At 70.7% G+C, this 19,374-nt stretch carries 21 protein-coding genes; 9 read left to right on the forward strand and 12 right to left on the reverse strand.

Annotation, left to right across the window (positions count from 1 at the left end):
* Positions 1-5: 5 nt before the first annotated feature.
* From pstA to GL325_RS12900, 6 genes are all read right to left on the reverse strand, one after another.
* Entirely contained in the window at positions 6-1,073 is a 1,068-nt protein-coding gene (gene pstA / locus GL325_RS12875) for a phosphate ABC transporter permease PstA (protein ID WP_154596006.1), read from the reverse strand.
* Positions 1,073-2,017, reverse strand: coding sequence for a phosphate ABC transporter permease subunit PstC (pstC, locus tag GL325_RS12880; RefSeq protein WP_187411686.1), 945 nt, complete (start codon positions 2,015-2,017; stop codon positions 1,073-1,075). Before pstC ends, pstA begins: the two co-directional genes overlap by 1 nt.
* Before the next feature lie 81 nt (positions 2,018-2,098).
* A complete protein-coding gene (gene pstS / locus GL325_RS12885; RefSeq protein ID WP_255467126.1) occupies positions 2,099-3,190 on the reverse strand; it encodes a phosphate ABC transporter substrate-binding protein PstS in 1,092 nt (363 codons plus the stop codon).
* 142 nt (positions 3,191-3,332) lie between these two features.
* Complete coding sequence (locus GL325_RS12890; protein ID WP_187769820.1) at positions 3,333-4,196, reverse strand: bifunctional NUDIX hydrolase/histidine phosphatase family protein; 864 nt, start codon at positions 4,194-4,196, stop codon at positions 3,333-3,335.
* Between the two features lie 10 nt (positions 4,197-4,206).
* On the reverse strand, positions 4,207-6,339 hold the full coding sequence (locus tag GL325_RS12895) for an RNA degradosome polyphosphate kinase (protein ID WP_187769821.1): 2,133 nt from the start codon (positions 6,337-6,339) through the stop codon (positions 4,207-4,209).
* A gap of 39 nt (positions 6,340-6,378) precedes the next feature.
* Positions 6,379-6,567, reverse strand: coding sequence for a hypothetical protein (locus tag GL325_RS12900; protein WP_154596003.1), 189 nt, complete (start codon positions 6,565-6,567; stop codon positions 6,379-6,381).
* A 131-nt stretch (positions 6,568-6,698) separates the two neighbouring features.
* Here GL325_RS12900 and GL325_RS12905 point away from each other — a divergent pair, with 131 nt between their 5' ends.
* Positions 6,699-7,730 carry an alpha/beta hydrolase gene (locus GL325_RS12905; RefSeq protein ID WP_187769822.1) on the forward strand — a complete coding sequence of 344 codons (1,032 nt, stop codon included), beginning with the start codon at positions 6,699-6,701 and terminating at the stop codon, positions 7,728-7,730.
* Position 7,731: 1 nt separating this feature from the next.
* Here the strand turns inward: GL325_RS12905 and mshD are convergent, their stop codons facing one another.
* Positions 7,732-8,523: a mycothiol synthase gene (mshD, locus tag GL325_RS12910; protein WP_187769823.1), complete on the reverse strand. Its 792-nt coding sequence runs from the start codon at positions 8,521-8,523 to the stop codon at positions 7,732-7,734.
* Positions 8,520-9,947 carry a carboxyl transferase domain-containing protein gene (locus GL325_RS12915; protein WP_222865815.1) on the reverse strand — a complete coding sequence of 476 codons (1,428 nt, stop codon included), beginning with the start codon at positions 9,945-9,947 and terminating at the stop codon, positions 8,520-8,522. The genes mshD and GL325_RS12915 overlap by 4 nt, the downstream gene beginning before the upstream one ends.
* A gap of 73 nt (positions 9,948-10,020) precedes the next feature.
* On the opposite strand from GL325_RS12915, the gene GL325_RS12920 reads away from it, so the two are divergent.
* A complete protein-coding gene (locus GL325_RS12920; protein ID WP_255956219.1) occupies positions 10,021-11,073 on the forward strand; it encodes a mannose-1-phosphate guanylyltransferase in 1,053 nt (350 codons plus the stop codon).
* A gap of 3 nt (positions 11,074-11,076) precedes the next feature.
* Here the strand turns inward: GL325_RS12920 and GL325_RS12925 are convergent, their stop codons facing one another.
* Entirely contained in the window at positions 11,077-11,493 is a 417-nt protein-coding gene (locus GL325_RS12925; protein WP_223111299.1) for a VOC family protein, read from the reverse strand.
* Between the two features lie 29 nt (positions 11,494-11,522).
* The gene (manA, locus tag GL325_RS12930) at positions 11,523-12,734 is read right to left on the reverse strand and encodes a mannose-6-phosphate isomerase, class I (RefSeq protein ID WP_187769826.1); all 1,212 of its coding nucleotides are present in this window, start codon (positions 12,732-12,734) and stop codon (positions 11,523-11,525) included.
* Positions 12,735-12,758: 24 nt separating this feature from the next.
* Between manA and GL325_RS12935 the strand changes: the two genes are divergently transcribed.
* Positions 12,759-13,517: an HAD-IIB family hydrolase gene (locus GL325_RS12935; protein WP_187411687.1), complete on the forward strand. Its 759-nt coding sequence runs from the start codon at positions 12,759-12,761 to the stop codon at positions 13,515-13,517.
* A gap of 23 nt (positions 13,518-13,540) precedes the next feature.
* On the opposite strand, the gene GL325_RS12940 is transcribed toward GL325_RS12935, so the two are convergent.
* A complete protein-coding gene (locus tag GL325_RS12940) occupies positions 13,541-14,296 on the reverse strand; it encodes a response regulator transcription factor (RefSeq protein WP_187411688.1) in 756 nt (251 codons plus the stop codon).
* A 169-nt stretch (positions 14,297-14,465) separates the two neighbouring features.
* Here GL325_RS12940 and GL325_RS12945 point away from each other — a divergent pair, with 169 nt between their 5' ends.
* The 5 genes from GL325_RS12945 to GL325_RS12965 all read left to right on the forward strand — a co-directional run bounded on the left by GL325_RS12945 (position 14,466) and on the right by GL325_RS12965 (position 18,249).
* Complete coding sequence (locus tag GL325_RS12945) at positions 14,466-14,894, forward strand: thioredoxin family protein (protein ID WP_154595995.1); 429 nt, start codon at positions 14,466-14,468, stop codon at positions 14,892-14,894.
* Between the two features lie 229 nt (positions 14,895-15,123).
* Positions 15,124-15,561 (forward strand): DUF4395 domain-containing protein, encoded by a 438-nt coding sequence (locus tag GL325_RS12950; protein ID WP_187769827.1) that lies wholly within the window; start codon positions 15,124-15,126, stop codon positions 15,559-15,561.
* A 51-nt stretch (positions 15,562-15,612) separates the two neighbouring features.
* The gene (locus GL325_RS12955) at positions 15,613-16,461 is read left to right on the forward strand and encodes a sulfurtransferase (protein WP_187769828.1); all 849 of its coding nucleotides are present in this window, start codon (positions 15,613-15,615) and stop codon (positions 16,459-16,461) included.
* 1 nt (position 16,462) lies between these two features.
* Positions 16,463-16,759, forward strand: a complete 297-nt coding sequence (locus GL325_RS12960; protein WP_154595992.1) for a DUF1416 domain-containing protein — start codon at positions 16,463-16,465, stop codon at positions 16,757-16,759.
* A 170-nt stretch (positions 16,760-16,929) separates the two neighbouring features.
* Positions 16,930-18,249: a hypothetical protein gene (locus GL325_RS12965; RefSeq protein WP_223111300.1), complete on the forward strand. Its 1,320-nt coding sequence runs from the start codon at positions 16,930-16,932 to the stop codon at positions 18,247-18,249.
* 170 nt (positions 18,250-18,419) lie between these two features.
* Here GL325_RS12965 and GL325_RS12970 read toward each other — a convergent pair whose 3' ends face one another.
* Positions 18,420-18,887 carry an adenylyltransferase/cytidyltransferase family protein gene (locus GL325_RS12970; RefSeq protein ID WP_369412432.1) on the reverse strand — a complete coding sequence of 156 codons (468 nt, stop codon included), beginning with the start codon at positions 18,885-18,887 and terminating at the stop codon, positions 18,420-18,422.
* Between the two features lie 73 nt (positions 18,888-18,960).
* On the opposite strand from GL325_RS12970, the gene GL325_RS12975 reads away from it, so the two are divergent.
* Positions 18,961-19,374, forward strand: a complete 414-nt coding sequence (locus GL325_RS12975) for a CoA-binding protein (protein WP_187769829.1) — start codon at positions 18,961-18,963, stop codon at positions 19,372-19,374.

Genomic DNA, 19,374 nt, shown 5'->3' on the forward strand with positions numbered 1-19,374 from the left:
GGAGGTCAGCGCTCGCCCTGCGGCGAGAAGAAGTGGGAGACGAGGCGCGCGACGAGGTTGAGCGCCATGACGATCAGCAGCAGCACGAGCGCCGCGCCCCAGGCGCGTTCGATGCTCGGCTCGGCCGGGACGCCGGGGTTCATCAGCGCCGAGTAGGTGAAGACCGGCAGTGTCTGCATGCGGCCGTCGAAGAGGTTGAAGTTCACCGAGTCGGTCATGCCGGCGATGATCAGCAGCGGCGCGGTCTCGCCGATGACCCGGGCGATCGCCAGCGTGATGCCGGTGACGATGCCGGCCAGAGCGGTCGGCAGGACCACCTTCACGACGGTGCGCCACTTGGGCACGCCGAGCGCGTAGGAGGCCTCGCGCAGCTCGTTCGGGACCAGCTTGAGCATCTCCTCGCACGAGCGGACGACCACGGGGATCATCAGCACGGACAGCGCCACCGAGCCGCCGATGCCCAGCCGCACGCCCTCGCCGAAGAAGAGCACGAACAGCGAGTAGGCGAACAGGCCCGCGACGATCGACGGGATGCCCGTCATGACGTCGACCAGGAACCGGATCGCCGACGCGAGCCGGCTGTCGTTGCCGTACTCGATCAGGTAGATCGCGGTGAAGAGCCCGATCGGCACCGAGATCACGGCGGCAGCGCCGGTGATCAGCAGCGTGCCGATGATCCCGTGGTAGATCCCGCCGCCCTCGCCGACGACATTGCGCATCGAGTAGCTGAAGAACTCCGCCGAGAGCGCGCTGGTGCCCTTGCCGACCACCGTGATCAGGATGCTCACCAGCGGGATGAGGGCCAGCACGAAGGCGCTCGCGACCAGGTGCGTGACCAGGCGGTCGGTGGCCTTGCGGCGTCCCTCCACGACCGTCGACCACACGGGCACGATCGCGGCGACGCACCAGGCCAGCAGGATGCCGCGGACGGCCCCCAGCGGGGTGAGGAAGCCCGCCAGTGCCGTGACGGCGGCGAGGGTCCACAGGACGGGCGGTCCCCACGTGGGCAGGCGGCGGCCGCGCAGGTCGGCACCGAGGCCGGTGGTGGCGGGGCGGGTCAGGGTCGTCGTCATCAGTTGGCTCCGGAGAAGTCCTTGCGGCGGTTCACGATGGCCCGCGCCGCGAAGTTGACGGCGAACGTGATCACGAACAGCACCAGGCCGGTCGCGATCAGGCCGTTGACGGTGAGGCCGCTGGCCTCCTTGAAGCTGTGCGCGATGTTGGCCGCGATCGTGGACGGGTTCGTCGAGCTGATCAGGTTGAGGGTGACGACGCCCGAGGCCGACAGGACCATGGCGACCGCCATCGTCTCGCCGAGGGCGCGGCCCAGGGCCAGCATGGCGGCCGAGACGATGCCGGACCGGGCGTACGGCAGGACCGCCATCGTGGTCATCTCCCAGCGCGTGGCGCCCAGGGCGAGCGCCGCCTCCTCGTGCAGACGGGGCGTCTGCAGGAAGATCTCGCGGCAGATCGCGGTCATGATCGGCAGCACCATGATCGCCAGCACGAGCGCGGCCGTCAGGATCGTGCGGCCCGTGGCGGACGCCGGGCCGGCGAACAGCGGGATGAACCCGAGGTGCTCCTCCAGCCACGCGTAGACCGGCTGCATCGCCCCGGCCAGCGTCACCATGCCCCAGGCGCCGTAGACGACGCTGGGCACAGCCGCGAGCAGGTCGATCACGTAGCCGATCGGTGCGGCGAGGCGGCGCGGTGCGTAGTGGCTGATGAACAGCGCGACGCCGATGGCGACGGGCGTCGCCATCAGCAGTGCCAGCGCGGCGGCCCAGAGCGTGCCGAAGACCAGGGGACCGACGTAGGGCAGGAACGATGTGCCGTACTTGACCTCGTCCGGCGACGCCGTGATGCCCGGCAGGCCACGGATGGCCAAGAAGATCGCGACCCCGGCCAGGGTGGCCAGGATCAGCAGGGCGGCGCCGCGGGACAGGCCGGCGAAGACCCGGTCGCCCGGACGCTGCGGCGGCGTGGTGCGCGGTCGTGGTTCGGTCGTGCTGCTCACGTGGAGCCCTTCCTTGCTCGGATGGTGGGCTGGAGCCCATGACCCGGCCGAGAGCGTGCGCCCTCGGCCGGATCGAAGGCGTCAGCCGATCGTGTCGACGGCGGTCTTGACCTTGGCGGCGAAGCTCTCCGACAGGGGAGCCGAGCCGGCGGCCTTCTCGCTGGCCTGCTGGCCCTCGGGCGACGCGACGTAGGTCAGCCAGGACTTCACCAGCTCGGCCTCCTTCGCGTCCTCGTACGTCTGGCAGGCGATCTGGTACGAGACCAGGACGACGGGGTAGACCCCGGCGGCATCGGTCGTACGGTCGATCTTCAGCGCGATGTCGGTCTCGGCGCGGCCCGGCTCGGCCTCCGCCGTGTCGAGCACCTTGGCGGCCGCCTCCTCGGTGGGACCGACGTACTCATCGCCGACCTTCACCTGCGCCGTGCCGAGGTCGCCGGCCTGGCTGGCGTCCGCGTAGCCGATGGTTCCCTGGCCGGCCTTGACCGCCGAGACCACGCCCGACGTGCCGTCGGCGGCCTCGCCGCCCTTGAGCGGCCAGGTCTCGACGACGCCGCCGCTCCAGGAGCCACCCGACGCCTCGGTCAGGTAGTCGGTGAAGTTCTTGGTGGTGCCCGAGTCGTCCGCGCGGTGCACCGTGGTGATCTTGGTGTCGGGCAGGTCGGCGTCCGGGTTCAGCTCGGCGATCGCCGGGTCGTCCCACTGCTTGATCTTGCCCTCGAAGATCGCGCCGAGCGTCGCCGCGTCGAGCCGCAGGTCCTTGACGCCGTCGAGGTTGTAGATGACGGCGATGGGGCTGACGTAGACCGGGACGGACACGACGTCGGAGCCGCAGCGCTCCTTCGCGGCCGCGAGCTCCTCGCCCTCCAGGTAGGCGTCGGAGCCCGCGAAGGACAGGCCGCCGGCGATGAACTGCTCACGGCCGCCGCCGGAGCCGACCGGGTCGTAGTTGACGGTGACGTCCGGGTTCGCGGTCTGGAAGCCCTGCCTCCACGCGCCGACCGCGGACTCCTGCGAGCTGGCGCCCCCGCCGTTGAGCGTTCCGCTGAGCGAGCTGGCGGACGCGCCGTCCGCCGAGGCGGACTCGTTGCCGGCCCCACAGGCGGCCAGGCCGAACAACAACGTGGAGCTGGCTGCCGTGGCGGCCAGGGTGCGCATGGACTTGCGGTTCACGGGTGTTCCCTCTCTGCGAACAAGTGACACGGGGCGGAATGCCTCGGTCACCGTCACCGTAGGAATCGCAGGTGTATCGGTGCTGCGACGAGAGTGAACGGAAGGTGAACCGTCGGGGAATCTCCGGCGGCGGTGTCGGCGGTCAGATCAGCTCGGAGGCCAGGACCTTGCCCTTGCGGTGGTGGACGACCAGTCCACGCCCGGCCGGCAGCACCGGTCCGCTGATGTCGAGCGAGGCGTAGATCGCCGGCAGGGTCGGGCGGTGCGTGCAGGCGACCGTGGGTCGCTTGGTGCCCAGAAGGGCCTCGACGGCCCGGTCGACCTTCCCTGCGGACGCGCCTTCGACCAGCCGGTCGTCGATCTCGAGCAGCTCGTCCGTGGCTGCCACGTACGGATCCACGGTCTGGACCGTGCGGGTGGCAGGTGAGCTGACGATGCGTCGCACGCCGAAGGCGGTCAGGAGGGGGACGAGCTCCTTCGCGCGGTCGTGGCCGGCCGCGGCCAGCGGACGGTCGAGGTCCCCACCGCCGAACTCGGCGCGGGGGACCGACTTCGCGTGCCGCAGCACGATCAGGGTGCGGGCCTTGTGCGCCTTCTGCGCCACGAGGTCCTCGAAGGACTCGAGCAGCCGTCGGTCGTGGGAGTACGTCAGCCGCTTGCGCGCCTCTCGCGGCGCGAACCAGCAGACCTCGTCGACCTCCTGGTTGGGCCGGAAGTCGCTGCGGTCGTCGAGCGGCCGGGCGACCCACCACGAGACCTGCTTGATGCCGCCGCGGACGCGGTAGGCGACCTCGGGCAGCGGGTGGACCAGGCGCACCCGGTACCCGGTCTCCTCGGCGATCTCGCGGACGGCCGTGACGGGCAGCGGCTCGTCCGGGTCCGCCTTGCCCTTCGGGAAGGTCCAGTCGTCGTAGTCGGGCCGGTGCACGACCAGGACCTCGATCCCGCCAGCGCCGGTCTTGCGCCACACGATGCCGCCGGCGGCCGGGATGATCTTGCTCGCCATGGGTTCGCTCTCAGGCCCGCGCGCGCCGCGCGCGCGCCCGCTCGATGAGGACCTCCTGGACGTCGGTCCCGTCGACGCGGGTCCAGGCACCGTCCGGGCCCAGGTGCCACGACAGCGTCGCGTCGGACGCCATCAGCGCCAGCAGGTCGAAGAGCTGCTGGACGTGCTCGGGCGACGGGACCTTCACGAGCACCTCGATGCGCCGGTCGAGGTTGCGGTGCATCAGGTCCGAGGAGCCGATCCAGACCTCGCGCTCGTCGTCGGCGCCGAACGCGAAGACCCGGCTGTGCTCGAGGAAGCGGCCCAGGACGCTGCGCACGCGGATCCGCTCGGACAGCCCGGGCACCCCGGGTCGCAGCGCGCAGATGCCGCGGATGATCAGGTCGACCTCGACGCCGGCGCGTGACGCCTCGTAGAGCTTGTCGATGATCGCCTCGTCGACCAGGGAGTTGAGCTTGAAGGCGATGCGGGCGGGCCGGCCCTCGCGGTGTCGTGCGATCTCGCGGTCGATTCGGTCGAGCAGCCCCGATCGCAGCAGTCGCGGAGCCACGAGCAGCGAGTCGTAGTCACTGGTCAGCGCGAAGCCCGAGAGGCTGTTGAACAGCTCGGTCAGGTCGTGGGTGATCTCGGGGTTCGACGTCAGCAGGCCGAGGTCCTCGTAGAGGCGCGCGGTCTTGGGGTTGTAGTTGCCGGTGCCGATGTGGGCGTAGCGGCGCAGGCCGTCGGGCTCGTCGCGGATCACCAGGGCCAGCTTGCAGTGCGTCTTGAGCCCGACCAGTCCGTAGACGACGTGGCAGCCCGCACGCTCGAGCTTGCGGGCCCAGCGGATGTTGGCCTGCTCGTCGAAGCGCGCCTTGATCTCGACGAGCACCAGGACCTGCTTGCCGGCGCGGGCCGCGTCGATGAGCGAGTCGATGATCGGCGAGTCGCCCGAGGTGCGATAGAGCGTCTGCTTGATCGCCAGGACGTGCGGATCGGCGGCCGCCTGCTCGACGAACCGCTGCACGCTCGTGGCGAACGAGTCGTACGGATGGTGCACGAGGACGTCGCGCTTGCGCAGGGCGCTGAACATGTCGGCCGGGCTGGCCGTCTCGACCTCGGCGAGGTGCTCGTGCGTGCCGGGGACGAACGGCGGGAACTTCAGGGCGGGCCGATCGAGGTCGGCGATCTCGTTGAGGCTGGTCAGGTCCAGGGGCCCGCGCAGGCGGAACACCTCGTCGTCGGACACGCCCAGCTCGCCGACCAGCAGCTCCAGCACGGAGTCGGACATCTCCTCGTCGACCTCGAGGCGCACCGGCGGGCCGAACCGGCGCCGCAGCAGTTCCTTCTCCAGTGCCTTGAGGAGGTTCTCGGCGTCATCCTCCTCGACCTCCAGGTCCTCGTTGCGGGTCACCCGGAACGTGTGGTGGTCGATGATCTCCATGCCGGGGAAGAGGCTGTCGAGGTTGGCCGCGATGACGTCCTCCAGGGCGACGAACCGGCCGTCCGAGGCCTCGACCCACCGTTGGATGACGGGCGGCACCTTGACCCGCGCGAAGTGCTGCTTGCCCGTGCGGGGGTTGCGCATCACCAGGGCGATGTTGAGCGACAGCCCCGAGATGTAGGGGAACGGGTGGGCCGGGTCGACGGCCAGCGGGGTCAGGACGGGGAAGACGCGCTGGTGGTAGAAGGCCGTGACCCGGTCCTTCTCCTCGTCGGTGAGCCCTGACCAGCGCAACAGGTGGATGCCCTCGTCGGCCAGCGCCGGCAGGAACACCTCGTGCAGCAGGTTCGACTGCCGTTCGGTCAGGACCCGGCTGGCCTGCAGGCTGGAGGCCAGGACGTCGCGCGGATTCAGCCCGCTGGCCGACGGCACGGCGACCCCGGCCGCGATGCGTCGCTTGAGGCCGGCGATCCGGACCATGAAGAACTCGTCGAGGTTGCTGCCGAAGATCGCCAGGAACCGGGTGCGCTCCAACAGCGGCAGCGACTCGATCTCGGCGAGCTCCAGGACGCGGGCGTTGAACGCGATCCACGAGAGCTCGCGGTCGAGGAAGCGGTCGTCGGGCAAGGCCCCGTCCGTCGCGTCGTAAGGCGGGTCGACGTCGAATTCGTCGGGCGATGCGGCGAGCGGTTCGGGGACCGTCAGGTCCGTGGACTCCATGAACTCACGATGCCACGGTCTGGTGAATAACGCGTGAACTCAGCCGAGCGCTCGGACCGCCAGATAGCCACCGCCGATGATCACGGCCCACAGGGGCACCGAGAGCAGCACCAGCAGGACCATCGAGCGGCGGAAGCCCGGTCGGGCCACGGGCGTCTCGCCGAGGGGCGCGGCCAGATCGGGCTCTGGCTCGCGCGGGTCGACCTTGATGGCTTTTGCGTGGCTCATCGGCGTTCCTCTCGTTCGCCTGCATGACGGGGCGAACTGGCTTTCATGATGCGCCATCACGGGCCGGGCCGCCCGGTGAACACGCCGATTGCGTTGCGGGTGCGTCACACGGGGCTGCTACCTTCGCCCCCATGAGCGTCTCCAGGCGGGTCCGACGTGCTGCTGTGGCCGCGGTGGGAGCCGCTCCGCTCCCCCTCAAGAGGATCGTCTTCGGCGCCCCGATCCGCCGCCAGGACCTGACCCTGCATCCGGACATGCAGGCCATGCTGACGCTGATGCGGTTCGAGAACCCCGACCCGGCGGCGACTCCGATCAGTCGCCAGCGTCGCGACCTCGCGCGGGCCGATCGGCTCGTCGGCGGCGACCAGCCGATCGGGGCCGTCACCGAGCGGCAGATCGCCGGCGCGGGCGGCCCGATTCGGATGCGCTTCTACACGCCGCGCGACCTGCGTGGACCGTCGCCGGCCCTGGTCTGGTTCCACGGCGGCGGCTTCACCCTGGGCGATCTCGAGAGCCACGACTCGCTGTGCCGGTTCCTGGCAGAGCAGGCGATGGTGCGCGTCGTCGCGGTGGACTACCGGCTCGCGCCCGAGCACCCGTTCCCGGCCGCCGTCGACGACTGCGTGGAGGCGTGGACGTGGATCGCGCGCAACGCCTCCGGACTGGCGATCGACCCCGACCGGATCGCGGTCGGCGGCGACAGCGCCGGCGGCAACCTCGCCACCGTCGTCGCCCAGGAGATGGTGCGCACGGGCGGCCCGTCCCCGCGGTTCCAGTTGCTGGTCTACCCGGTCACCGACTTCACGAGCGTCACGCAGAGCCGCCGCGAGTTCGCCGAGGGGTTCTTCCTCACCGACGCCCTGATGGACGAGTTCGACAACGCCTATCTCGTGCGTGGGGAGGATCGCTCGGATCCCCGGATCTCGCCGATCAAGGGCAGCCTCGAGGACCTCCCGCCGGCCCACGTGGTCACGGCCGGCTTCGACCCCCTGCGCGACGAGGGCGAGGCGTACGCCGAAGCGCTCCGTGCGGCCGGGGTGCCCGTGACGTCGGTCCGAGAGGAGCGACTGATCCACGGGTTCGCCACCATGGTCGGCTACGGCACCGCGGCGCCCGCCGCCGTCCGGCGGTTCGCGGCCGAGTTGCAGCGCGGACTCGTCTGACTCAGTCGGCCGCGTAGAGGACGTCGCGGGCCTTCTCGGTGAACCCGAGTCGGCGGTAGACCGCCAGGGCCGGGTCGTTGTCGCCCTCGACGTAGAGGTCGATCTCGCCGACGCCGCTGTCCCACAGGTGCCGCAGCCCGATGGCGGTCAGGGCCTTGCCGAGTCCGCCGCCGTGCGCCGAGGGGTCGACCCCGACGACGTAGACCTCCCCGACACCGTCCTCGGCCTTCGTCCAGTGGAAGCCGACGACCTGCCCGTCGCGCTCGGCGACGAAGAGCCCCGCAGGGTCGAACCAGGACTCGGACCGACGCCGGTCGAAGTCGGCCCGGTCCATGGCGCCCTGCTCGGGGTGGTGGGCGAAGGCACGTCCGTTCACCGCCACGACCGCGTCGGCGTCGGCCTCGGTGAAGGAGCGCAGCGTGACGCCGGCCGGGACCGGCACCTCGGGCACGCCGCGGTCCGTCGTGGAGAGGACCAGCAGCGTTCGCACCGCGCGCAGTCCGGCGGCGGCTGCCAAGGCCTGCGCGCCCGGCAGGTCGCCGTGGGCCCAGAAGCGCGTCTCGCCGCGCTCGACGAGATCGTCCACGAGGGCACGGCCGCGGCCCTGGCGCCGGTACCGCGGGTGGACCACGAACTCGACGGGGGCGTCACCGACGGCGACCGCGCCCACGACCTCGTCATAGCGCTCGAGCCGCAGCGGGGCGCCGTCGCGCAGGGCGATCGTCGTCGCCTCGTTGAACGGCGCCACACCGTCGGCGGCGCGGGCCAGGCCGGCCAGGTCGATCAGACTCATGGGTGCTCCCGCAGGACTCGTAGCTGATGGGCGACCTCGGCTGCCATGGCCCGGGCGAACGACTCCGGATCGTCGTCGTCGGGCTCGGGAACGAGGTGGTGGACGGCCCCCGACTCGTGCAGGTCGAAGGCACTGATGCGTTGCTCGATGGCCAGCTGCGCCGCATGGTCGACGTCTCCGAAGACGATCGCGCTGGCGCCCTCGGGCGGCAGGGGGGACAGCCAGGAGTTCTCGGCGGCGATCGTGCGGGTCGCCGGCAGCAGCGCCAGCGCGCCCCCGCCGCACCCCTGTCCCAGCAGGACCGAGACCGACGGGACCCGCATCGTCGACATCGAGCTGATGCACCGGGCGATCTCGCCGGCGATCGCGCCCTGCTCGGCCTCGGGCGACAGCTCGGCGCCGGGGGTGTCGATGAACGAGACCAGCGGCAACCCCAGCTCGTTCGCCAGCCGCATCCCGCGCCGCGCCTCGCGCAGGGCGGCGGGGCCCATCGGCTTGATCCGGCTCTGGGTGGTGCGGTCCTGACCGATGACGACGCAGGGCTCGCCGTCGATCCGCGCCAGGGCGACGATCATCGCCGCGTCGCGCTCACCCCGCTCGGTGCCCTGCAGGCGGATGATCACGTCCGAGCCCCAGCGCAGGACCTCGCGGACACCGGGCCGGTCCGGGGTGCGGGTCAGCAGGACCGAGTCCCAGGTGTCGTGTCGGCGCGCGGTGGCCGCGGGCCGCCGCGACCGGCTGGACTCCGTGGGCGGGTCGATGAGGATCGACAGGGCGGTGTCGACCATCGAGGGCAGCTCCTCGGGCATCACGACGGCGTCGATGATCCCGCGGTTGGCGAGGTTGTCGGAGGTCTGGATCCCGGGTGGGAACGGTGTGCCGTTGAGCAGCTCGTAGACCTTCGGGCCGAGGAACCCGACGAGCGCTCCCGGCTCGGCGATCGTGATGTGACCCAGCGAGCCCCAGGAGGCGAAGACGCCACCGGTCGTGGGGTGGCGCAGGTAGACCAGGTACGGCAGTCCGGCGGCCTTGTGGTCCATCAGCGCGCGGGAGATGTCGACCATGCGGACGAACGCGGGCGTGCCCTCCTGCATGCGCGTGCCGCCCGAGGCGGTGGTGGCCAGCACGGGGATGCCCTCGGCGGTCGCGCGGCGCACCGCGCGGACGATCCGGTCGGCGGCGACCTGCCCGATCGATCCGGCCAGGAACCGGAACTCGTTGACCAGCACGGCGACCGGGCGGCCGCGCATGAGCGCCCGGCCGGTGATGACCGACTCGTCGGTGCCGGCACGCTCGGCGGCAGCCAGCAGGTCGGTGCGGTAGGGCTCGGGGTGGACGTCGTGGTCGACCGGCTCGTCCCACGACTCCCACGATCCGGGGTCGAGGACGAGGTCGATCAGCTCACGTGCGGTCAGGCGGGACACGGCACCCAGTATGGCGGTGACGGGGTCGCGGCATCGATTCCGTGGCGCACGGCGGACCACTACAGTGACCGCCGTGTCCTCCTTCCACGCCATCATCCCCGCCGGCGGGGCGGGAACGCGCCTGTGGCCGCTGTCGCGCCGCGCCCGGCCGAAGTTCCTGCTCGACCTCGAGGGGACCGGCCGGACGCTGATCCAGCAGACCTGGGACCGGATGCTGCCGCTCACGGGCACCGAGCGCATCCACGTCGTTTCGGGTGCCGACCACGGCAGCGCCATCGCCGCGCAGCTCCCCGAGCTGGTCAACCTGCTGCTCGAGCCGTCCCCCCGCGACTCGATGCCTGCCATCGGCCTGGCCGCCGCGATCATCGAGCGGGCCGATCCCGACGCGATCGTGGGCTCGTTCGCGGCCGACCACCGCATCCCCGACCCCGACCGCTTCGTCGAGGCCGTCCGCGAGGCGATCGCCGTGGCCGAGGAGGGCTACATCGTCACGATCGGGATCGAGCCGACCGAGCCCTCCACCGCATTCGGCTACATCGCCGCGGGCGATGCGCTTGACGGGTTCGCGTCGGCGCGCGCGGTGCGCAGCTTCGTCGAGAAGCCCGCCGAGGACACCGCCCGCGGCTACCTGGCCTCGGGCGACCACGTCTGGAACGCCGGCATGTTCGTCGCCCGCGCCTCGGTCCTGCTGGACTCGCTGGCCCGGTTCCAGCCCGAGCTGGCGGCCGGACTGCGGGCGATCGCGGCGACCTGGGGCACGCCGGCGTTCGTGGCCGAGCTGGGCCGCACCTGGCCCACGCTGACGAAGATCGCGATCGACCACGCCGTCGCCGAGCCGGTCGCGGCCGAGGGCGGCATGGCGGTCGTGCCCGCGCCCTTCGGCTGGGACGACCTGGGCGACTTCGCCTCGATCGCTCCGTTGGGCTCGTCGCCCGACGTGCTGTGGGTCGACGCCGACGGCGTGGCTCGCGGTCGCGAGGGCGTGCAGATCGCCGTCCTGGGCCTGCGCAACGTCGCGGTCGTGCAGACCGACGACGCGGTCCTGGTGCTCGACCTGGCGCAGTCGCAGCGGGTCAAGGACGTGGTCGCTCTGCTCAAGGACGCCGGGCGCGACGACCTGCTCTGACGGTCAGGGCGCCGCTGGGTCGTCGTGCATCCACGGCGTGAAGCAGACACCGATCAGGAGGCCGTCGGCCGACTGGAAGCGGGCCACGACCTGCTGCCAGGGCTCGGTGCGCGCCTCGTGCACGAGCCGGTAGCCGCGATCGGTCAGCTCGCGGGCCGCGCTCTCGACGTCGTCGACCTCGAACTCGATGGTGGCCTGCGGAACCGGGTGCGTGTCGGGCCAGGTGTCCTGGCCGAAGCAGGCCTGGGCGGCCTCGCGCAGGGGCCAGACGCCGAAGTGCTTGGTGCCCGCCACCTCCTCGGAGTAGACGTACTCGGAGTCCGGGTCGGTGACGGGAGGCCGCAACGGCAGCCCGAGGGTCTCGGCGAAGAGCCGCTGGTCCTGTGCCGGGTCGCTCGTGATGACGGTGACACCTGCCACGAATCGAACATCCATCGCCCGCGGTCCGATCAGGGGATGGCGCGGACCGGTCGGTGGCCGACGAGGTCCTTGAGCTCGGAGTCCGGCGTGTTCGGTCCGGGCAGGTAGATCTGGGCGACCTCGCCCGTCCCCACCGCCGTGAGCTCGCCGTCCTGGGCGTCCGTGTAGATGGTCTCGCCACGACTGAGCGAGATCTTCTCGCCCTGCTCGTTGAGCACCTGGACGCCGCCACCGATGCACATGATGATCGAGTGGGTGGCCGAGATCAGGGAGACACCGTCGGGATCGGCGGGCGAGACCTGGGTGACCGCGAGCGCGAACTCCTCGACCGCCGGGTGGTAGACCTCGGTCGAGAAGGACGGATAACCCGGCTCGACGCGCGCGACGCGCGACATGCCGGCCTCGAGGCAGCGGATCAGCCCGTCGGGGTCGAGCGCCTTGCGGGTCAGGCCCGCGCGCAGCACGTTGTCGGAGTTGGCCATGGCCTCCAGGCACAGGCCGGACAGATGGGCGTGGATGACGCCCGTGCCCAGGAACACCGCCTCGCCGGGCTGCAGCGTGAACCGGTTGAGCAGCAGGGACACCACGATGCCGACGTCGTCGGGGTGGTGGCGGGCGATCATCGCGGCGGTGCTGTAGGCGCGCTTGATGTCGACGCCGTCGTGGACCAGGGCCTTGCACTGGATCACCAGTTGGGCGATCTCGGCGGCCGGCGGCGGCGCGATCAGCAGGTTCTCGAGCACGCGGACGATGCCCTTGAAGCCGGTCTTGGCGCGCAGGGTCGCCGACGCGGCGTTGATCGTGGGCGAGTCCAGCTGCGAGAAGACGCGCAGGATCTCGGCCGTCGGCCGGAAGCCCACGAGCGTGTCGAAGGTGCTCAGCGCGTAGACCATCTCGGGCTTGTGGTTGCGGTCCTTGAAGACCCGCTGCGGCGAGTCGAGCGGGATGCCGGCGGCCTCCTCGCGCTCGAATCCCTCATGCGCCTCGGCGGCACCCGGATGCACCTGGATCGACAGCGGCTGCTCGGCCGCGAGGATCTTGAGCATGAACGGCACCTCGCCGGCGACGTCGGAGAGCGGCCTCAGCCCCGCGGGCGTCTCGATCTGTGACGGTGCCAGGGGATGGGTGCCGAGCCACATCTCGGCGACGGGCTCACCTGATCCTGTGCGCCCCAGAAAACGCGGAATGTCGCTGGTCGAGCCCCAGTCGTACGCCTGGGTCATGTTGTGCAGACGGCGCATGGCCCCAACAGTAGACTCCCTCGCGTGCCCGGACCCCAACTCGTCGCCTTCGATCTCGATGACACGCTCGCGCCGTCCAAGTGCCCCATCCCCGAGCCGATCGGCGAACTGTTGGTGCAGTTGGCCGAACGCGTCCAGGTCGCGGTCATCTCGGGCGGTCAGCTGACGCAGTTCCGCACCCAGATCGTCGAGCGCCTGCCGCAGGCCTCCGACGAGGTGAAGGAGCGGATCCACCTGCTGCCGACGTGCGGGACGCAGTACTACCGGCTCCGCGGCGACGAGATCGTCACGGTCTACGCGCACGCCCTGACGCAGGACGAGCGCGACCGCGCCCTGGCGGCCGTCGAGGCCGAGGCCAAGCGGCTCGGGCTCTGGGAGTCGCAGACGTGGGGCGACATCCTCGAGGACCGTGGCTCGCAGATCACCTTCTCGGCCCTGGGCCAGCAGGCGCCGATCGAGGCGAAGACCGCATGGGATCCCGACGGTACGAAGAAGAGCGCCCTGCGTGACGCCGTCGCCGCGCAGCTGCCCGACCTCGAGGTGCGATCGGGCGGGTCGACGTCCGTCGACATCACCCATCGCGGGATCGACAAGGCCTACGGGATGAAGCAGTTGGCGGACGCCACGGGGATCAGCCTCGACGACATGCTGTTCGTCGGCGATCGGCTGGATCCGGACGGCAACGACTACCCGGTGCTGGCACTGGGGGTGCCCTGCCACGCGGTGGAGGGCTGGGAGGACACCGTGGCCTACCTCGAGGAGCTCATCCCCACGTTGGGCTGACCGGCGGCGCGGTCAGCCGGCGATCAGGCTCGGCCGCTGACCTGCTGGCGGGCGTCGCTCTGACGCTCTGCGGAGCGCTCGGCCGCGCGGTCACCGGGCTCGCGACGCGAGACGAAGCGGTAGCCGACGTTGCGGACCGTGCCGATCAGCGTCTCGTTCTCGGGGCCGAGCTTGGCGCGCAGGCGACGCACGTGCACGTCCACCGTGCGGGTGCCGCCGAAGTAGTCGTAGCCCCACACCTCCTGCAGCAGCTGCTGGCGGGTGAAGACGCGGCCCGGGTGCTGGGCCAGGAACTTCAGCAGCTCGAACTCCTTGAACGTCAGGTCCAGGACGCGGCCGTCGAGCTTGGCGGTGTAGGTGACGTCGTCGACCACGAGGCCGCTGGCGCTGATGATGTGGGTGTCGTCGTCGGACTTGTCGCCCTCGGCGGCGACGCGGCCCATGCCCAGGCGCAGGCGGGCCTCGAGCTCGGCAGGGCCGGCCGTGGTGAGGATGACGTCGTCCATGCCCCAGTCGGCGGCGGCGACGGTCAGGCCGCCCTCGGTGAGGATGAGGATGAGGGGGCACTCGATGCCGGTCGTGCGGATCACGCGCGTCAGGCTGCGCACCTGCGCCAGGTCGTGGCGCCCGTCCACCAGGACGGCGTCGCACGTCGGTGCGTCGATGAGCGCGCTGGCTTCCGCGGGGAGGATCTTGACGTGATGGGGGAGCAGGGCGAGTGACGGCAGCACCTCGACCGAGGACTGGGTGCTCTTCGTCAGCAGCAGCAGGTGGGACACGTGACTGGCCTCCTATACACGTCGAGGCCCCGATGAACGCATGGTGTTCATCGAAGCCTCATTGCTGCGTCGACCATACTTCATGTGACGTGGCTGTGACGACGGTGGCGCAGAATGCGAACGACGTCACATCGGTGTGACACGGCCGGGACGGCCGGGAGGAGACGAGATGACCGGGGTCCAGGTGCTGATCGGCGCGGTGGTGGTCGCCGGGGCGGCGGCGCTGCTCATGCGCTGGAAGAACGGGCGATTCTCGGTGGCTGCCGCCGACCCGCAGGACGACGGTGAGCGACTCGATCCCGACGACCTCGGCGTGCCGCTGGGGGAGCGGGCCACGCTCGTCCAGTTCTCGAGTGCGTTCTGCGCGCCGTGCCGCGCGACGCGGCAGGTGCTGTCCCAGGTGACGTCCCTGGTCCCCGGCGTGGCCGCGGTCGAGATCGACGCCGAGGCGCAGCTGGATCTCGTGCGACGGATGAACGTGCTGCGCACGCCGACCGTCCTGGTGCTCGATGCGCAGGGCCGGGTCGTGGAGCGGGCCTCCGGTGCTCCCACCCGCGATCAGGTGCTGGTCGCGCTCGATCGCGCGTTCTCGCGCTGACGTCCCTCCCGCGTGGCCATCTCGTCATGCGGACGCCTGTCTTGCAGAGTGAGATTCAGGCGGGGTCGGGTCCGGCGAGGGCCCTAGTCTGACGGCATGTTCACGACACACCTGACCCGACGACGCGCGGTGGACAACTGCCGCACGCGTTCGGCGCTGTGTCGTATGCGCTGACCGTCTCGCCCTCGTTCGCCTTCGTCAGCCCCTCACTCCTGTTCGGAGAACCTCCATGTCCCACGACACCGTGGTCGACCCGCGTGCGCTCCGCTTCGGCGCGGCACTGACCTCTGCCGTCTTGGCTCTGGTCCTCGTCACGCCGTCGCCGGCCCGCGAGATCGTGCTGGGCGCGCAGACCGTCGTCTTCGCGCTGGGTGTGTTCGTCTCGCTGGCGGCCTCGCCGTGGTCCTGGCTGTTCCGCGCAGTCGTCCGGCCGCGGATCGGCGCACCGGACCGGACCGAGGACGCGCGGCCCCCGCGCTTCGCCCAGGCCATTGGACTGACCTTCGCGCTGGTCGGACTGGTCGCCCTGCTGACCGGTGCCACCACCGTCGGACTCGTCGCCGTGGGCTTCGCGTTCGTCGCCGCCCTGCTCAACGCCACCACGGGCTTCTGCCTGGGCTGCGAGCTCTACCTGACCACCCGCCGCCTCGCCAGAACCCTGGCCTGAGCGCCTGAGCCAACCGTCGCCACCATCACTTCGCAGAGGAAAAGGAACACCATGAGCCGCGAGACCGCACTCGTCACCGCCGACTGGGTCGAGGACCACCTGAACGATCCGAGCGTCGTCCTCATCGAGGTCGACGAGGACGCCGAGGCCTACGACAAGGGCCACATCCCCGGCGCGATCAAGCTGGACTGGAAGAAGGACCTGCAGGACGGCGTCCGGCACGACTTCATCAGCAAGGACCGCCTCGAGCAGCTGCTGAGCGAGAAGGGCGTGTCGACCGACGACACCGTCGTCTTCTACGGCGGCAACAACAACTGGTTCGCCGCGTACGCCTACTGGTACCTGAAGTACTACGGTCACCAGAACCTGCGCCTGCTCGACGGCGGCCGCAAGAAGTGGGAGCTCGACAGCCGCGAGCTCACGGCCGACACCGTCACCCGCGAGGCCACGACGTACACGGCGCAGGAGCCGAACGAGGACATCCGCGCCTACCGCGACGAGGTCGTGGCGGCGATCGGCACGCAGAATCTCATCGACGTGCGCAGCCCTGACGAGTTCGCCGGACGCCTGCTGGCGCCCGCGCACCTGCCGCAGGAGGCCGCGCAGATCGGTGGCCACATCCCCACCGCCGGCAACGTGCCGTGGAGCAAGGCCGCGAACGACGACGGCACCTTCAAGAAGGACGAGGACCTCAAGGCCCTCTACTCCGACGCCGGACTCGACGAGGGCAAGGACACGATCGCCTACTGCCGCATCGGCGAGCGCAGCTCGCACACGTGGTTCGTCCTGAGCGAGATCCTGGGCTACCCGAACGTCAAGAACTACGACGGCTCGTGGAGCGAGTACGGCTCGCTGCGCGGCGTGCCGGTCGCGGTCGGCGATGAGCCGGGGGAGGCCTGACATGTGCGGAGCGATCAAGGGAGGACCGAGCCTGGAGGGCGTCGACGTGACGAACCAGGCCGTCATCCAGGGCGTCGTCCTGCGCGATGAGCAGCCGGTCGGCAACGCCTACGTGCGCCTGCTGGACCGCAACGGCGAGTTCACCGCCGAGGTCCCCACGTCGGCCACCGGTCAGTTCCGGTTCTTCGCCGCCCCGGGCACCTGGACGCTGCGCACGCTCGCGCCGCGTGCCGAGGTCGTCGACTCGCAGGTCGTCGCCGCCAAGGGTTCGGTCGCGGACGTCGCGGTCGCCATCTGAGCTGACGACACGAGAGGCCGGGACCCACTGGGGTCCCGGCCTCTCGTCGTCCCGCGAGCGTCTCGCGGCGCCTTCCGCACGCGCCGTCGCGCCCGTATCCTCGGCGTCGGCACGTGTCGCCCGGCCTTGCGAGCACGGACCGCACGCTCTGGGACGAGCAAGGGAGAACCATGGCGCTGACGTTCGCGGACGAGTCGCCGGACACCGAACCCTCGCGCGAGGCATTGCGGGTCTCCCCGGTCGAGCGGGCCGCCGTCCCGGGCGCGGCGATCATGACGGCCGCGACCCTGGGTCTGATCCAGGTGTGGGCACTGGCCGGCTGGGCCGGTCAGAACGACAAGAGCCTCCACGACGTCATGATCAAGTGGGACGCGGGCTGGATGACCAAGATCGCCGAGTTCGGCTACTTCGGGTTCTCGGTGTCGCCGGATCCGCGGGAGCTGGTGCAGTGGCAGTCCGTCGCCTTCTTCCCGGGGTACCCGGTGCTGGTCAGGATCGTCTCGGCGCCGTTCGCCGTCTTCGGTGGTGAGAACGCGGCCTTCGCCGGGGCCCTGGTGGTGTCCGCGGCGGCATCGCTGGTGTTCGCCTGGGGCCTGGCCCGGCTGGCCGTGGAGGTCTGGCAGCGCTCCGGCCCGGGGCCGACCCGAGTCGTGTCGGTCAGGGCGCAGGCGGCCATGGCGGTCGCGGTCTGCGTCCTGGCCTTCGGCGCGCCGATGGCCTTCATCTACTGGATGCCCTACTCCGAGGCGCTGTTCAGCGCCTGCGTGGTGTGGACCCTGGTGATGGTGCTGCGGCGGCGCTTCCTCGCCGCCGGGATGCTGACCCTGTGTGCCGGCCTGACCCGGCTCACCGTGGTCGCCGTGCTCCTGATGCTGTGCGCCGTGGCCGCCGTCGAGCTGTGGACGTGGGCCAGGAAGCGCGCCCCCTTCCCGGCGGCCGCGGTGTCAGCCCTGGTCGTCGGGAGCCTGGGCATCGCGGCCTACGTGGCCTGGGCCGACCGGCAGGTCGCCGACATCGGCGGGTACTTCGCCGCTCAGGAACGGGGGTGGAACTCCCAGTTCGACTTCGGCGCGGGGAGCTGGACCTGGGTCCGTGAGCACCCCGTCGTCCGCGACCTGGGTGACCACAACGCCGTCGCCTACGTCCTGTCGAGCTGGATGATCGTGTTCGTGTTCGCCCTGTGCGTGGCCTCGCTGTGGCCGCTGCTGCGGGGATGGCTGCCGTGGCAGGTCTGGTTGACGGCCGTGCTCGTCGCCGGCAGCGTGCTGGGCTCGAACGGCATCATGCACGCGCGTCCGCGGTTGCTGCTGATGCCCGTCCTGTTCCTGTTACTGCCGTTCGTCATGCGCGCGGTGCAGTGGGCGGCGACGCCCGACCGCCCGGCGCGTGGGCGCCGCGGAGCTCTGCTGGCGGTCGCGGGGGTCCTGTGGTGCGCGTTGGGGTTCTGGGTCTTCGGCTGGATGACCGTCGAGTTCCAGTACGGGATCTGACCCCGCCCTCCCGAGATTTGCTCCCATTTCCACCTTTCAACCGCGGTGAGAGGTGGAAATGAGAGCAAATCTCGGCGGCTACCTCGTGCTCGTCGACGCCGAGCGGACGACGTTCGAGCTGCTGGTGCCCGGGGCCGGCGACGCCCCCGGCCACCCCGCGGGAGGCGCGGTCAGCTGAGGTCGCGGTAGTGGTCGAGCAGCCGCGAGAGGACGCCGAGCGCCTCCTGCATCTCCTCGATGTGACTCGGGTCCAGGACCCGCAGCATCTCCTTGAGGCCGGTGGTCGAGATGCCCTTGGTGCGCGGCAGGTACTCGACCCGGCACAGGTCGGACAGGTCGTCGAACTTGCCGGTCCAGTCGTCGCCCATCACGAACAGGTCGACCTGGTGCTCGACGATGTCGCGACGCTTCTGCTCCCACGACTCCTCGGGCAGGACGAGATCGACGCCCTTGATCGCGCCGACGATCTCGGCACGGTCGGCGTAGGGCACCACGGTGCTCTTGCCCTTGCCGGAGTTGAACTCGTCGGTGGAGACGCCGACGATCAGCCGGTCCCCCATGGAGGACAGACGCTCCAGCAGGCGCAGGTGGCCGATGTGGAACAGGTCGAAGGTGCCGTAGGTCAGGACGGTCGTCACGGACTCAGGATACGGACGTCCGGTGCGAGGGCGTCCGGCGGCGAATCCGGGCGCGTCGGGATACGTTCGGGCCATGACCGACTGGCAGGACCCTGAGGCCGTGTCCCTGATGTTGGACGAGCTCGAGACCTGGGCCGTGGTGGGGCTGTCGCCCAACCTGTCGCGCACCGCGTACTCGATCGCCCAGCTGTTGCAGCGCCGCGGCAAGCGCATCGTCCCCATCCATCCCGACGCTCCGACCGTGCTGGGGGAGCAGGGCTATGCCACGCTCGCCGAGGTGCCCTTCCCGGTCGACGTCGTGAACGTCTTCCGTCGCTCGGACCAGGCCGGTCCCTTCGCGGACCAGGCGGTCGAGATCGGGGCGAAGGCCGTGTGGTTCCAGCTCGGAGTCATCGACGAGGCCGCGTTCGACCGGACGATCGCCGCCGGCGTGCCGATGGTCATGGACACCTGCCCGGCGATCGAGTGGAACCGCCGCGCACGCTGA

Source organism: Aeromicrobium sp. 636 (genome assembly GCF_024433585.1).
Taxonomy (GTDB): domain Bacteria; phylum Actinomycetota; class Actinomycetes; order Propionibacteriales; family Nocardioidaceae; genus Aeromicrobium; species Aeromicrobium senzhongii.

Coding starts and splice junctions, on each gene's coding strand:
- pstA (WP_154596006.1), bottom strand. CDS start 1,073: ATGACGACGACCCTGACCCGCCCCGCCACCACCGGCCTCGGTGCCGAC.
- GL325_RS12890 (WP_187769820.1), bottom strand. CDS start 4,196: ATGGCGAGCAAGATCATCCCGGCCGCCGGCGGCATCGTGTGGCGCAAG.
- GL325_RS12895 (WP_187769821.1), bottom strand. CDS start 6,339: ATGGAGTCCACGGACCTGACGGTCCCCGAACCGCTCGCCGCATCGCCC.
- GL325_RS12900 (WP_154596003.1), bottom strand. CDS start 6,567: ATGAGCCACGCAAAAGCCATCAAGGTCGACCCGCGCGAGCCAGAGCCC.
- GL325_RS12905 (WP_187769822.1), top strand. CDS start 6,699: ATGAGCGTCTCCAGGCGGGTCCGACGTGCTGCTGTGGCCGCGGTGGGA.
- mshD (WP_187769823.1), bottom strand. CDS start 8,523: ATGAGTCTGATCGACCTGGCCGGCCTGGCCCGCGCCGCCGACGGTGTG.
- manA (WP_187769826.1), bottom strand. CDS start 12,734: ATGCGCCGTCTGCACAACATGACCCAGGCGTACGACTGGGGCTCGACC.
- GL325_RS12945 (WP_154595995.1), top strand. CDS start 14,466: ATGACCGGGGTCCAGGTGCTGATCGGCGCGGTGGTGGTCGCCGGGGCG.
- GL325_RS12950 (WP_187769827.1), top strand. CDS start 15,124: ATGTCCCACGACACCGTGGTCGACCCGCGTGCGCTCCGCTTCGGCGCG.
- GL325_RS12955 (WP_187769828.1), top strand. CDS start 15,613: ATGAGCCGCGAGACCGCACTCGTCACCGCCGACTGGGTCGAGGACCAC.
- GL325_RS12960 (WP_154595992.1), top strand. CDS start 16,463: ATGTGCGGAGCGATCAAGGGAGGACCGAGCCTGGAGGGCGTCGACGTG.
- GL325_RS12965 (WP_223111300.1), top strand. CDS start 16,930: ATGGCGCTGACGTTCGCGGACGAGTCGCCGGACACCGAACCCTCGCGC.
- GL325_RS12975 (WP_187769829.1), top strand. CDS start 18,961: ATGACCGACTGGCAGGACCCTGAGGCCGTGTCCCTGATGTTGGACGAG.